General features: G+C 70.3%; 10 protein-coding genes. 3 read left to right on the top strand and 7 right to left on the bottom strand.

What is annotated here, in order from left to right:
* Nucleotides 1-17 precede the first annotated feature (17 nt).
* The 3 genes from groES to FVE89_RS16275 all read left to right on the top strand — a co-directional run bounded on the left by groES (nucleotide 18) and on the right by FVE89_RS16275 (nucleotide 5,558).
* Complete coding sequence (gene groES, locus FVE89_RS16285; RefSeq protein WP_160535000.1) at nucleotides 18-308, top strand: co-chaperone GroES; 291 nt, start codon at nucleotides 18-20, stop codon at nucleotides 306-308.
* Nucleotides 309-382: 74 nt separating this feature from the next.
* Nucleotides 383-2,023, top strand: coding sequence for a chaperonin GroEL (gene groL / locus FVE89_RS16280; RefSeq protein ID WP_160534999.1), 1,641 nt, complete (start codon nucleotides 383-385; stop codon nucleotides 2,021-2,023).
* Between the two features lie 574 nt (nucleotides 2,024-2,597).
* The gene (locus tag FVE89_RS16275) at nucleotides 2,598-5,558 is read left to right on the top strand and encodes an autotransporter domain-containing protein (RefSeq protein ID WP_246730883.1); all 2,961 of its coding nucleotides are present in this window, start codon (nucleotides 2,598-2,600) and stop codon (nucleotides 5,556-5,558) included.
* Between the two features lie 847 nt (nucleotides 5,559-6,405).
* On the opposite strand, the gene fae is transcribed toward FVE89_RS16275, so the two are convergent.
* The 7 genes from fae to FVE89_RS16240 all read right to left on the bottom strand — a co-directional run bounded on the left by fae (nucleotide 6,406) and on the right by FVE89_RS16240 (nucleotide 13,315).
* Nucleotides 6,406-6,918 carry a 5,6,7,8-tetrahydromethanopterin hydro-lyase gene (gene fae, locus FVE89_RS16270; RefSeq protein ID WP_160534997.1) on the bottom strand — a complete coding sequence of 171 codons (513 nt, stop codon included), beginning with the start codon at nucleotides 6,916-6,918 and terminating at the stop codon, nucleotides 6,406-6,408.
* Nucleotides 6,919-7,155: 237 nt separating this feature from the next.
* Nucleotides 7,156-7,989 (bottom strand): triphosphoribosyl-dephospho-CoA synthase, encoded by an 834-nt coding sequence (locus tag FVE89_RS16265; protein WP_160534996.1) that lies wholly within the window; start codon nucleotides 7,987-7,989, stop codon nucleotides 7,156-7,158.
* A complete protein-coding gene (locus FVE89_RS16260; protein WP_160534995.1) occupies nucleotides 7,986-8,894 on the bottom strand; it encodes a RimK family alpha-L-glutamate ligase in 909 nt (302 codons plus the stop codon). Before FVE89_RS16260 ends, FVE89_RS16265 begins: the two co-directional genes overlap by 4 nt.
* Nucleotides 8,895-9,218: 324 nt before the next feature.
* Nucleotides 9,219-10,193: a methenyltetrahydromethanopterin cyclohydrolase gene (gene mch, locus FVE89_RS16255; RefSeq protein WP_160534994.1), complete on the bottom strand. Its 975-nt coding sequence runs from the start codon at nucleotides 10,191-10,193 to the stop codon at nucleotides 9,219-9,221.
* On the bottom strand, nucleotides 10,190-11,341 hold the full coding sequence (locus FVE89_RS16250) for an ATP-grasp domain-containing protein (RefSeq protein ID WP_160534993.1): 1,152 nt from the start codon (nucleotides 11,339-11,341) through the stop codon (nucleotides 10,190-10,192). The genes mch and FVE89_RS16250 overlap by 4 nt, the downstream gene beginning before the upstream one ends.
* A 16-nt stretch (nucleotides 11,342-11,357) precedes the next feature.
* Nucleotides 11,358-12,251, bottom strand: coding sequence for an NAD(P)-dependent methylenetetrahydromethanopterin dehydrogenase (locus FVE89_RS16245; RefSeq protein WP_160534992.1), 894 nt, complete (start codon nucleotides 12,249-12,251; stop codon nucleotides 11,358-11,360).
* Nucleotides 12,252-12,337: 86 nt separating this feature from the next.
* Complete coding sequence (locus FVE89_RS16240) at nucleotides 12,338-13,315, bottom strand: beta-ribofuranosylaminobenzene 5'-phosphate synthase family protein (protein ID WP_160534991.1); 978 nt, start codon at nucleotides 13,313-13,315, stop codon at nucleotides 12,338-12,340.
* Nucleotides 13,316-13,659 lie beyond the last annotated feature (344 nt).

Raw genomic sequence — 13,659 nt, 5'->3', positions numbered from 1 at the left:
AAGCAAGAGGGCAGCTCATGAAGTTCCGTCCGCTGCACGACCGCGTGGTCGTCCGTCGCATCGAGAGCGAAGAGAAGACCAAGGGCGGCATCATCATCCCGGACACCGCCAAGGAGAAGCCGCAGGAAGGCGAGATCGTCGCCGTCGGCCCCGGCGCCCGCGACGAGCAGGGCCGCGTCAACGCGCTCGACGTCAAGGCCGGCGACCGCGTCCTGTTCGGCAAGTGGTCCGGCACCGAGGTCAAGATCGACGGTCAGGATCTCCTGATCATGAAGGAATCCGACATCATGGGCGTCGTCGCCGCCTGATCGGATCACCCGTCACCGCCCTTTGAGGCCAGTCCAGGCTTTGGGGCTCACTCCAACCAGACAAGAGGCATACCATGGCAGCGAAAGACGTTCGTTTCTCCGCCGACGCCCGCGATAAGATGCTGCGCGGCGTCGACATCCTCGCCGACGCGGTGAAGGTGACGCTGGGCCCGAAGGGCCGCAACGTCGTGATCGAGAAGAGCTTCGGCGCCCCGCGCATCACCAAGGACGGTGTGACGGTCGCCAAGGAGATCGAGCTCGCCGACAAGTTCGAGAACATGGGCGCCCAGATGGTGCGCGAAGTGGCCTCGAAGACCAACGACATCGCGGGTGACGGCACCACCACCGCGACCGTGCTGGCCCAGGCCATCGTCCGCGAGGGCGCCAAGTACGTCGCTGCCGGCATCAACCCGATGGACCTGAAGCGCGGTATCGACCTCGCCACGGCCGCCGCCGTGAAGGACATCACCTCGCGCGCCAAGAAGGTTTCGACCTCCGACGAGGTCGCCCAGGTCGGCACGATCTCCGCCAACGGCGACAAGGAGATCGGCGAGATGATCGCCCACGCCATGCAGAAGGTGGGCAACGAGGGCGTGATCACGGTCGAGGAGGCCAAGACCGCCGAGACCGAGCTCGACGTCGTCGAGGGCATGCAGTTCGACCGCGGCTACCTCTCCCCGTACTTCATCACGAACGCGGAGAAGATGGTCGCGGAGCTTGAGGACCCCTACATCCTCATCCACGAGAAGAAGCTCTCCTCGCTCCAGGCCATGCTGCCGGTGCTCGAGGCCGTGGTCCAGACCGGCAAGCCGCTCCTGATCATCGCCGAGGACATTGAAGGCGAGGCCCTGGCCACGCTCGTGGTCAACAAGCTGCGGGGCGGCCTGAAGGTCGCGGCCGTCAAGGCGCCGGGCTTCGGTGATCGCCGCAAGGCGATGCTCGAGGACATCGCGATCCTGACCAAGGGCCAGATGATCGCCGAGGATCTCGGCATCAAGCTCGAGAACGTGACGCTCCCCATGCTCGGCCGCGCCAAGCGCGTGCGCATCGAGAAGGAGAACACCACGATCATCGACGGCGTCGGCGAGAAGTCGGACATCGAGGGCCGCATCGCCCAGATCAAGGCGCAGATCGAGGAGACCACCTCGGACTACGACCGCGAGAAGCTCCAGGAGCGTCTGGCCAAGCTCGCGGGCGGCGTCGCGGTGATCCGCGTCGGCGGCGCGACCGAGGTCGAGGTGAAGGAGAAGAAGGATCGCGTTGACGACGCCCTCAACGCCACCCGCGCGGCGGTCGAGGAAGGCATCGTCCCGGGCGGCGGCACCGCGCTGCTGCGCGCCAAGAAGGCGGTCGCCGAGCTGAAGTCCGACATCCCGGACGTCCAGGCCGGCATCAAGATCGTCCTGAAGGCCCTTGAGGCCCCGATCCGCCAGATCGCCCAGAACGCGGGCGTCGAGGGCTCGATCGTGGTCGGCAAGATCACCGACAAGACGGACTCCGAGACCTTCGGCTTCAATGCCCAGACCGAAGAGTACGTCGACATGATCCAGTCGGGCATCGTTGACCCGGCCAAGGTGGTGCGCACCGCCCTGCAGGACGCGGCCTCCGTCGCCGGCCTGCTGGTGACCACCGAGGCGATGGTCGCCGACGCTCCGAAGAAGGACAGCCCCGCTCCGGCCATGCCGGGCGGCGGCATGGGCGGCATGGACTTCTAAGTCCAAGCCACCCGCTGAGACGAAGGGAGGGGGTCGCCGAGAGGCGGCCCTTTTCTGTTATCGCGGCCGGCGCGATCATGCCGTACCCGCGTGCGAAGACCGATCGCCACAAGTTGATGCCGGTCGATTTCGCTTTCACCTTGCCCTTGTGACAATGCATTCGTCAGAATATGTCCATCGATCGGAGAATACTTTGCCGATTAACTTTGTGTTGTTGCTGTACAACAGGCTAAGGTCATATGGATTATGACTTTTTATGACGCTGGCGATCTTGGGATAATTTGCATTCTGCCTCGCGCGTTCGCATTCAGCGAATCATTGCAGGGGTCGGTCTATGCGGTTGTCGGGTCATGTTTCGATCATAGCGCTTGCCGCGGCGTCGTTTCTGGGATCGGAAGCACACGCCCAGACAGCCGGAATCACACCGGCGAATGCCAATGTCCTGAATCTGCTCGGCCCTTATCTGAGCCTCAACGCGACACCGGTCGGTCAGGCGACCCTTCAAAGCAACCTCGACGCGACGGTTGCTTTGAACAATTCCTCGGCCAGCCGCAGGGGGCTGGCGGTCAGCGACATGAACTTGTTCTTCTCCGCGGGCAACGCCTACTCGCCGGCCGGTCTGACCGCGTATGGCGCAGGTGCCAACCTTGCCGGCGGCCTGCCGGATCAGACGACCGTCAACGGAATTACGCCGAGGCAGCCGGTGGGCGGGTACGGCGCCGTTCTCGGCCCGATCTACCAGAAGGGCGTGGCGGGCGGCAGCAAGGGGCCGCTCGCCTCGGTCGACAAGCTGCTGTCATCCGCCTTTGCCATCGCGGGGGGCGATTCCGCGATCGCCAAGAACTACTTCGCCAACGGCGCGGCCAACAATCCGAGCACATACGTCCCCGGCACCAGGCCGGTCCCGGCAGGCGCGCCGGCCGGCTACAGCCTGCCGACCGCTAACGGCCTGCCCAACACTACCAACAGCGTCTACGACCTGGCGTACGGCGTTTCGAATACCCAGACCGGCCAGGATCCCTATGGCAGCTCGCGTCCCTATCAGGTCGCCCCTTCGCGGATCACGATCTACAATCCGTTGGCGGTGATCGGCGTCGATACCAATCCGTCCTTCCCGAGCGGCCACGCCGCCTACGGATTCAGCTACGGAATGCTCCTGGGGATGCTGGTGCCACAGCAATACCAGAGTATGCTCTTGCGCGCGTCGGAGTATGGCGAGAGCCGCAGCGTGCTGGGCGTGCACTACGTGCTCGACGTGATCGGCGCCCGGGCCCATTCCTATTACGATCTCGCCCAGGCCTTCACCAATCCGGCCTATATCGACAACGCCGCGGTGACCGGCACGGCGATCAACCTGCCGGCCCAGTTCGTGAAGGCCCAGGGCGAACTCCAGGCCTACCTCGCCGCCCAGTGCGGCAACACCGTCGCCGCCTGCGCCGGCAGCGCCGCCAACCAGGCCGGCAACCCCTACATCCCCTCGGCCGCCAACCAGGCCCTCTACCAGTCCCGCCTGACCTACGGCCTGCCCACCCTCACCTTCGCCCAGGCGCCGCGCGAGCCGGCGCCGGCCGGCGGGCCCGACGCCTCGATCCTGCTCGCGCCCCTCTACGGCGGCTCGACCGCGGCGGCCAAGACCCTCGCCCCGAATGGCGGCCTCTACGGCCAGCTCTCCACCGGCACGATCAACCAGATCCTGGTCAACACCGAGACCAACGCGCTCGCCGCCTTCTACGGCAGTCCGCTCAGCTACTGGAGCCGCCTCGACCTCTACTCGGCGGCCGGCTACTTCGGGAACGTCACCGGCACGCTGCGCATGGATGCCGGCGACCGCCTCGGCCTCGACGTCCGCATCGGCCAGGGCGGTGCCCTCTCGGCCAACGGCACCATCACGGGCACCGTCTCGGTCGGATCCGGCGGCCTGCTCGGCGGCTCGGGCACGGTGGGCGGGATCAGCGCGCTCACGGGCGGCACCGTGTCGCCGGGCAACTCGATCGGCACGCTCACCGTCACCGGCAGCGCCGCCTTCGCGCCCGGCTCGACCTACCGCGTCGAGGCCAACGCCGCCGGACAGGCCGACCGGATCAATGCCGGCGGCACCGCCGCGCTGTCGGGCGGCACCGTCCAGGTGCTGGCCGCCGCCGGCGCCTACAACCCGCGCACCACCTACACCATCCTGTCGGCCGCAGGCGGCGTCTCCGGACAGTTCGCCGGCGTCACGTCCAACCTCGCCTTCCTGTCCCCGGGTCTGCGCTACCTGCCCAACGAGGTCGACCTGACGCTCACCCGCAACGACGTGCCGTTTTCCGCCTCCGCCACCAGCCGCAACGGCTGGGCTGCGGCCAACGCCGTCCAGGCACTCGGCGCCGGCCGGCTCACCGACGCGGCGGTGGCCTTCACCACCACCGAGGCGGATGCCGGCTTCCGGGCGCTGGCCGGCGACATCCATGCCGGCACGGTGTCGGCGGCCTACGAGACCGCCTTCTTCGTGCGCGAGGCGGTGCTCGACCGGCTGCGCTGGGGCAATCCCGGCACCGGGCTCGACGACGGCACCCTGCCCGCCGCCTACACGGCCGACCTGCCCGGCCGGGCGCCGGTGGTGGCGAACGTGCCGGTGCGGACCCTCGATCCGCAGGTGTTCGGGCTGTGGGGCCAGGGCTTCGGGTCGTTCGGCACGGCCGAGGGCGGCGGCAACGCGTTCCCCCTCGACCGGCAGATCGCGGGCTTCGCGGCGGGCGCGGATGTGCGGCTGGCCAACGGGCTGCGCTTCGGCGTGGTCGGCGGCTACACCGAGGCCTCCCTCGACAGCGCCGGCCGGACGGGCGGCACCAGCCGGGCGGAGAGCGCGACGCTGAAGAGCGGGTTCGGCGGCGTGTATGGCGGCACCGCGGCCGGTCCGCTGTCGCTGCGGCTGGGCGTGATCTACGCCGATACCGACACGCGCACGCGCCGGGCGGTTCTGTACGGGCTGTCCGACACGCTGAGCGGGCATGGCGGCGGCTACACGGTTCAGGGGTTCGGCGAGATCGGCTGGCGGATCGCGCTGGGTGAGCCGGCGGCGGCGGCTCTGGTGTCGAAGGACGGGGCGGCTTTCGCGGTGCAGCCGGCGGCCTCGTATGTCGAGCCGTTCGTGGGCGGGGCGTATGTCGGGATCCGGCGGGACGGGTTCGCGGAGGCCGGGGGCGCGGCGGCGCTGGTGAGCTTGGCGCGCGACTACGATCTGGGTGCGGCGACCGCGGGCGTGCGGGCGCAGACGCGCCTGGATCTGGGGCTCGGCCTTCCGGTGACGCTGCGGGGCTTGGTCGGCTACCGGCGGGCGTTCGGGGATGTGGTGCCGACGGCTCTGCTGGCCTTCGGGGCGGGCGGCCCGGCCTTCCTGAGCGCGGGCGTGCCGATCGACCGGGACGCGCTGGTGGCGCAGGTGGGTCTGGATCTGGCGGTGGCGCCGAACGCCAGTCTTGGCGTGGCCTATACCGGCCAGACCGGCGCACACGCGCAGGACCAAGCCGTGAAGGGCAACTTCACCCTGCGGTTCTAAAGGGTCGCAGCAACCCGTACCGGGCTGCTCCGCGCTGGAAAGCTGCGGCTTCCCAGGACCAAGGGTTCCGGGAAGCCGCCTGTCCTTGATAGTATTCCTATTTTCTGCTTCCTGGCTGCACCTGCCCACGGCGCTTCGGGAGCTATCCTGCGGCGTCCCTCGTGGGGCCTGCCCGGTGGCTGACCGGTCGGGTCCGGAGGCGGGGCGGTGCCCGCGTCGGTGGCTCTCAGCCGCCATCGCCCCGGGCGGCAGAGCCGGTACGGGGCATGTCTCGGATGCGGGTGTGAGAAAGAACGGACCCACTCGGCGGGGCTGAAAAGCTCCCGCGCCGACCCCCACCTGGGCCGACCCTGCGCAACCTGCGGATCCGCCCACGACGAGGCGGGCGACAGCTGGAAGGCCACAACGCTGTGCCGGTTCCGGCAGTGGTTCACCGCGTCAGAGACTGCCAGACAGCGCGTTGCAGGACCGGGATCGCCGAAAGACACCGCGACAAGAAAGACGGTACCGGCCGGGGAAGAGGCCCGGTCGATGCCGCGGGCGCAGCGGGGATCGGATCCCGCGCGTTATTCGACACCTGGGTCTCCGCGGCGTCCCGCGTCCCTCGTGTTCGTCTCTTCGGCCATGCCCCCGCCGCCCAAGGCACGCGGGGACGATGCCGGGTGTCCGGACCCCATCTGGCCTTCTGCGTCGGCGGCATACAGGCGTGCAGCGTCCAAACGAAAACGGGACGGCTCGCGCCGTCCCGTCCGGGGCCTACCTATCGGCCAAGGAAGATCGAAGCCAGTCGCTGGAGCAGGCCCCGCGGTGCGGGCGGAGGCGCGCTCTGCCCAGGACCGTCTCCGATCTAAGCGTTGGCGGCGAAGGGGTGCTGCGCCGAGTTGCGCTGCTCGGTGACGGCCGAAGCCTTCGGCTCACCGTTGACGGCGCGCTGGATCGACAGCTTGGTCGCCTCGTAGTTGTACTTCTGGATCTTGGCGTCGTCGGCCGCCTCCCAGTGGATGAACACGCCGACCAGGATGTACAGGTCGTCGGCCTCGTCCGCCGGGATGATGCCCTCGGCCACGCAATCCTGAACGGCCTTGGCCACGCCGTGCTGGGCCGGGCCGAACATCTGGACGGCCTGACGGGCGTCGTTGATGGTGACCTTGTTGAACATCAGGGTGTTGGGCTTGCACGGCAGGTTCGGCGCGATGACCGCGAGCAGGCTGGTGAAGCCGTGCTTGTTGTTCACGAGGCCGTTGCAGAAAGCCGTCTCGGCGGGCGAACCGCGCGGTCCGATGATGAGGTCGATGTGGGCGACCTCGTTGCCGTCGCCGACGAGGGCTTCGCCGACCTGAACCTTGGTGATCTTCGCCATTCGGTGTCTCTCCCTGGATTCCGAACTAGAGCCGCCGCGCCGGGCATGCGCCGCGGCCGGGAAGCCATCCTTGTTATCGGCGCCCGACCACCGGCCGAGCCGGAAGGGTCGAGCCGGTTGGGCCGGACAGCGCGGCGGACCCTACAGCGCGCCCCTGCGGCTCACAACCCGCGCAAGGCCCTGCCGCGAAGGAATTTCTTTGGCCTTCGCCCCAGGCAACACGGGAACTTGCACGGCTCAGGCCAGCGTGGCGCCCGCCGCCGCCAGCGCTTCCCAGAACAGGGTCGCCACCGTGAAATCCGCGCTGGTGCCCGGGTTGAGGCCGCGCCCCTTCAGCGACGCGTCGAGGGCCAGCAGCCGCTCGACCGGCCGCGCGGCGAGGTCCAGGCCGGCCAGACTTTTTTCAACTTCCCGGCGAAGATCCTCGGCGACGGCGCGGCCGTGCTTGCGGGCGACGTGGCTGTCCGGAACCGCGCGGAGATAGGCGAGATGCACCGCGGTGGTGCACCAGGACGGGTCGAGCCCCCGCGCCCGGGCCTCCGTGAGGGCCGGGAGGCCGATCTCCGTCACGTCGGCGAAGCCGGTTCCGTAGGCCCGGGCGACGCGGTCCCGCCCGGCGGCCTCCGCCATCGCGTCGCGGAGGGACTCGGGGGCCGCGGCGGCGACATCGTGCCTATCCGCCCGGCCGAGTCCGCCGGGATTGGCCATCCGGATCGCCGCGAAGGCCGCCTCGGCATCCGAGCGATCGAGGGTATCGAGCACCGTCGCGACACCCGCGCCCCGCTCGGCCGCGGCGGCGAGGGGGGCGCAGAGGAGCAGGATGCCGAGATTGGTGTTCTGGCCGACTGCGGCCATCGTGGCGGCGACCCCGTCGCGGATCCTCTCGCCGACGCCCGCCCCGGGCCGCGCCAGGGGCGGCGCCGAGACCTCGGCGCTGGTGACGAAATCGGCCACCACCATGCGATGGCCGGGGGCGAAGGCGTGGACGTTGCCGGGCTTGATTGCGTCCAACTCCGCGAGGCAGGCCGCCCGGTACAGTGTGCCGACAAGCCCCGGGTCGAGCCCGTTCATGCCACCACGAGCCGCGGCCGGCTCGCGCCCCGGACGGCGGCGAGGAACCCGCGGACCACCGCGGCGGCGATATCGGTCTCGCACACGGTCTGAAGCCCCGACCAGGCCGGCATGGAATTGACCTCCAGGATGGAGAAGCCGCCCTCCCCGTCCTCGACCAAGTCGACGCCGGAATAATCGACGCCGATCGCCGCCGCGGCGGCCTCGGCGAGGTCCGCGGCGGCGCGGGGCATCGCCCAGGGCAGCGGCCGTCCGCCCCGGTGGACGTTGGTGATCCAGCCGTCGCCCTCGCGGATCATGCCGGCGATCGCCCGCCCGTCGCAGACGAACACGCGGTAATCGCGCCAGAGCCCGTCGCGGCGCGGGACGTAGCGCTGGAGGTAGTAGACCCGGGCCACGGCCTCCTCGTCGGGCAGATCCTCCGGGCGCTCGATGAGGGCGAGCCCCTCCCCCTGCGAGCCGAACAGCGGCTTGAGCACGAGGGGGGCGCCGGGCCGGGCTTCTGCGGCGACGAGATCGGCCGCAGCCTCACGCTTGGAAAACACCCAGGTCGCCGGGGTCGGCAGACCGGCCCGGGCGATGAGCAGCGAGGTGGCGGCCTTGTCGACCGAGCGTTCGGTGGCGGTCGGGCTGTTCCACACGGTGACGCCTGCCGCCACCAGGGCGTGCAGCACCCCGAGCCGCATGGTCGTGGCCTCGAAGGTGCCGCCCGCGATCGTACGCATCAGCACGCCGTCCGGCAGCGCCTCCGGGAAGCCCGGGACGCGCAGGGGCTCGCCGCCGCCCGTGACCACGGCCACGTCGGCCAGGGAAAACAGCACCGGCTCGACGCCCTGCGTCCGCAGGGCCGCGAGCAGACGGTTCTTGTGCCAGGTGCCATTATCGGCCGCGAGCCCGATGCGCATGAGGGTCCTGCTTCGTCACGGAAAGAGCTGATCCGCGGGTTTGGCTTGGGGCTGATGGTGCTGGCCCCTTCGCGATCGCACCGCAATGGTTGGGATGGAACGCGACCGGCTCTCTCTCCCGAGCAGGAGAGGGTTGGGGTGAGGGAGGAGAAGCTTCAGGATCAAACGAACCGTCGCTGCGCCTTCGGAGCGAGCCTCTTCCTTGAAGACCTGATCCCTCACCCTGTCCCTCTCCCGCACGGAAGAGGGGACCCGTGCACGATCCTGCACCGGTTTCACCGGGACCGATCCCGCAAGGATCAGAGGGCGAGCGCGTTGGTGGCCTCAGGCGAAGGACGCGTCCACCAGCGACGGCTCCAGGCGGCCGCCCCGGTAGGTGGCGCCCGAGCGCACCGAGGTGACGATCGCCTCCGCCGGGGAGAACAGCGCCCCGTCGATCTTGTAGAAGTCGCCGTTCACCCGGGCGAAGATGTCGGCGAAGGGCGCGCCGTGATCGCTCGACGTGGTCGAGGGCAGCTGCTCGGCGAGGGACTTGGCGTCCGCATCGTCCGCGTCCACGAAGAGCTGGACCCGGCCGCCATAGATGATCGCGTCGTTGGTCCGGCCCATCGCCTTGATGAAATCGGGATGGGGCGGCGACAGCGGGGCCGAGCCGATCCCGTCCACGATGGCGTGCAGATCGAAGCCCACCGTGTGGGCCTTGTGCAGGGCGACCTCCAGGACGCGGGCCACCACCTGGGTGGAGCCGGCGAGGCTCTGGGTCGGCGCGAAGATGAAGGTCAGGTTCTCGGGCCGCAGGCCTGTGGCCTCGGCCACCTTGGCGACGACGCTGTCGGGCGGGCCGCCGGCGGCTTCGAGCACCAGGGCGGTGCTGGTCGCCGAATCCCGGTAGCCGAGTTCCTGGTACAGGTCCTCGACCACCGCCACCGCACGGCCCGGACCCGAACCGAGGGCGAAGAAGCCGGAATCGCCGGTCTCGTCCGCGAGGCTCCAGCCCGCATACTGGCTGCCGAGGCAGGCGAGGACCGGATCGGCGGCGTGAACCGTCACCGAGTAGGGCCAGGACGCGATCGGCCCGCTCGGCGCGATGGTGACGGTCCCGAGGCCGCCGAGGCAGATCTCCGCGATCCGCCGCCCGGCCTCGATCGACCCCCGCGCCTGCGCCCCGGCATCGACCATCCGGGCGCCGCCCGCCGCCTGCGACACGGCAAGCCGCAGGGTCGCGGCGTCGGCCACGAGGCGCTCGACCAGCGGGCCTGTGAGCGCATTGACGCTGGGGTAGGATGGGCTGGCACTCATGACGGGGCTTCCTCGGGCTGTGTTTTCTGCGCTGCGAAGGCCGCCCGCAGGCGGGCCGTTCGCGATTCCAACAGGTCGAGCGCCTCCGCCCGGTCCGCGCCTTCGGCCAGCACCGTGCAGAGCGGCGCGTCGCGGCGGACCACCGAGCCGGGGCGCGGGCGGTCACGCACGCAGTCCGGCCAATCCTGGTCCGGCACAGGCGCAAGCTCCCGGTCGGCGTAACAGATCTGCGCGGCCGCCGCACCCACCGGCGGCGCACCGAGGTCCGGCGTCGCGCCGCGGCAGGCGGCGATATGGGCTTCGAGCAGCGGCGCCGCCCGGCGGTCGAGGATGTCGAGCGTCGCGCCGGGGCGGGGATTGATCTCCATCAGCCACCAGTCGGCGCCGTCGATGAGAACGTCCGCGCTGGCGAGCCCCACCAATCCGGTCGCGGCCACGATCCGCGCTGTCGCGTCCGCGACCGCCGCGACGAGGCCGGCGGGGAGAGACGGCGGCTCGGCGGGGCCACGGACCAGCGCGCCGGCATAGCGGTAGGGCCGGATCGGCGTCGGCGCGCACCATTGCTCGGTCACGGCCAGGATCCGGATCGTTCGGCCGTCGGCGAGGACATTGAGGGCATGCGCCCGCCCGGGGACGCGCGCCTGGAGATAATGGCCCGGCGGGGGCACCGACCGCGTCGCGAGGCGGATATGGGCGCCGCCGCTGCCGCCGATCCGCTTGAGCAGCCACCGCGACGGGTCGTCCGGCGGATCCATCGAGACCGCAGGGTGCGGTACGGCGAGGCGCGCGCAGAGGGCCGCGAAGGCGGAGGGATCCTTGAGGTCCGCGATGGTCCCGGCGGAGGCGCCGAGCAGCCGGTGCCGGCGCGCGAGCTCCGCCACGAGGCCCGGTGCATCCTCGAAGCCGCTGCCTAGGACGAGGCCGACCGGGGATCCGGCGGCGTCCGCGAGGTCGTCGAGCGCGGCCAGCGTCTCGGCGGCACACGGCGTCGTGCCGAAGCGGCCCGGCAGCGGGCGATAGGCCTCCGCGGCGGCCAGAGTATCGGAATCGCCGAACAGGTCGGCCACGTAGGGCCGCAGGCCGGCGCGCCGCGCCGCCTGCGCGAGGGCGCGCCCGGCCTGGGTGGCGATCAGGATCGAATCCGCCATCCGGGCCCGAAAAGCCCTAACCCGCGATCTCGACCGCGAGGGTGTAGGCGTCGCGGAAGTCGAGGCAGAGCGGGGTGTCGGAGGCGAGCATGCGGTCGAACAGGCGCCGCTGCGTCTGGTACTTCACGTTCCCGACCGCCAGCGCGCCGATGCCGACGCCCTGGCCTTTGGGCAGGGGCACGTCCACGGCGTTCACGTCGATCCCCGCGATGCCGGCGGGCGGCACGGCGTTGACGTCCGAGGCGACCAGCAGTTTCGGCGCCGATCCCAGATCCTCGGCCGTGAGGATCGGGATGCCGGCGGGGCCGGCCGAGAGGATCACGTCGGCGTCCCGGATGGCGGCGCGGCGATCCTCCGGCGTGGTGCCGTCGACGGCGCCGACCTCGATGCCGAAGCGCCACTTCATGGTGAAGGCGATCTTGGAGACGCGCTCCTCGCCGTCATGGCCGACCAGCACCGTGGTGGCGCCCTGGAGCGCGCCGATCACCGCCGCCACGTAGGCGACGACGCCGGCCCCGCCGAAGATGACGATCCGCTTGCCCTGGAGGTCGGTGTTGAACTTCTGTCGGAGCGCCCGCGAGACCTGGGCCACCATCGCGGCGCCGGTGGTGAACGAGCCCGCCGGGTCGGCGAAGACGTGGTTCACGAAGGGCGGCACGAAGGCCTTCTTGGCCCGGTCGACCATGTCGAGGGCATCCTCGGCGTTCTTGCCGCCGATGAAGATTCCGGTCCGCGTCCCGTCGGCCGGAGACCGCGAAAAGATCGAATCCTGGGTCAGCGACACCACGTCGGCGAGGCTGACCTCCGTGTAGGTCACCACCGTCTCGAAGCCGGCATCCACGGCCATGTTCACGTCGAACGGGCTCATGTGCCGGAGCGGCGTCAGCATATGGAGGATCGAGCGGGCCATGGATTCCCCCTGCGGTGCGCGACCGGTGCGCATCACCATCGTCCAAACCCGGAGCGGCGTTCCGGGTCAAGCCCGGGGCGGGTGGCTCAGGTCGGACCGGTTACCGAAGCGCCGCCGTTTCGGCCGCGGGCGATGACGAAGCGGAGCGGGCCTCCGCGGTCGAGACTGGCCACCAGGGCGCGGGCCTCGGCGTCCGAGGGCATCAGCACGAATCCGGTCGGCCCCCAGGAGGACTGGCCGTAGCCCGGCACGCCCTGCGCGGCGACGTTCGCCAGAACCTGCGCGACCGCGGCGCTGGCGTATCGGCCGCCTTGGTGGGGCGCGAAGTGATCGCCGATCAGATCCTGGATCCGGGTGATCCCGGCGCCGAAACCCTGCGGTTCCGCGAGGGCGACGGCGGGCAGAACCTGCATCAGCGTGATTCGGCAGATCTCCGCGGCCTCCGCTTCGGGGAAGCGCGGCAGATCGCGGAACGCCTCGATCTCGCGCACGCCGTGGACGCCCGCCCTGTCGGGATCGATGATCAGGACGATCCGCCAGTCCGCGGGATAGGGCAGGCGCGCGATGACCGGCGGCGGTCCGCCATCCGCCCCGCGCCCGCCATCGACGATCAGGCCGCCCTCCGTGAAGGCGCGCAGGCCGACGCCCGACCGGTTGCCGCGATCCAGAATCGCCGCGAAGGCGTCGGCCGCGAAGGGCGCCCCGTTCAGGCGGGCCATCGCGGCCGCCACCGCCAGACCGAGCTGCGTGCCGGAGCCGAAGCCGGCATGGGCCGGGATCGCCCGTTCCACCGTGACGGCGACGTCCTCGCCGCGTCCGAGATGCGCTGCGGCGGCCCGGACGTAGCCGCGCACCCGCTCGGCCTCGGGACCCGTAACCGAAGCCTGCGCCGACCGTCGCGCGGTGAGTGCCAGGGAGGGTTCGTCGATGGCGAGTCCGATGCTGCCGAAGCGTCGGCCGAGGCCGCCATGCAGGTCCAGGAAGCCGAAATGCAGACGCGCGGGCGCCTCGACCCGTACGGCGCCAGCCGCAGCTGCTTCGTTCCGCTCGGGAACCTCGGCCACCAAAAACTCCCTCGAATCCCGCTTGTCCGGCGCGCTTTTCACACGCGGCCCGGGACCGGGGCAACGGCGACGACGGAGCTCGGGTTCGCCTCGCGCGGGCTGTCCGGGACTCTGCACGGGACTGCGCGGAGCGCCCGATCGAATCCGTTCAAACCTCGCAACGGGCTGCCCGCGGCGCGTTTCCCGCCCCGCATTCCCGCCAGGGGAATCGCTTCAGCTTTTTGTTGCTGATTTTGGGGTCTGTCGGATGAGGGCCTCGAGGTAGTCTGGGTTGAGATTGGCGAGCTTTCGCCTGACCTTGAGGCTGTGTCGGTCTCCGGGCGCGCGCACGAGGTTCATGGCCA

This window comes from Methylobacterium sp. 2A (assembly GCF_009806555.1).
Taxonomy (GTDB): domain Bacteria; phylum Pseudomonadota; class Alphaproteobacteria; order Rhizobiales; family Beijerinckiaceae; genus Methylobacterium.
This window is presented reverse-complemented; position numbering and strand designations above follow the sequence as displayed.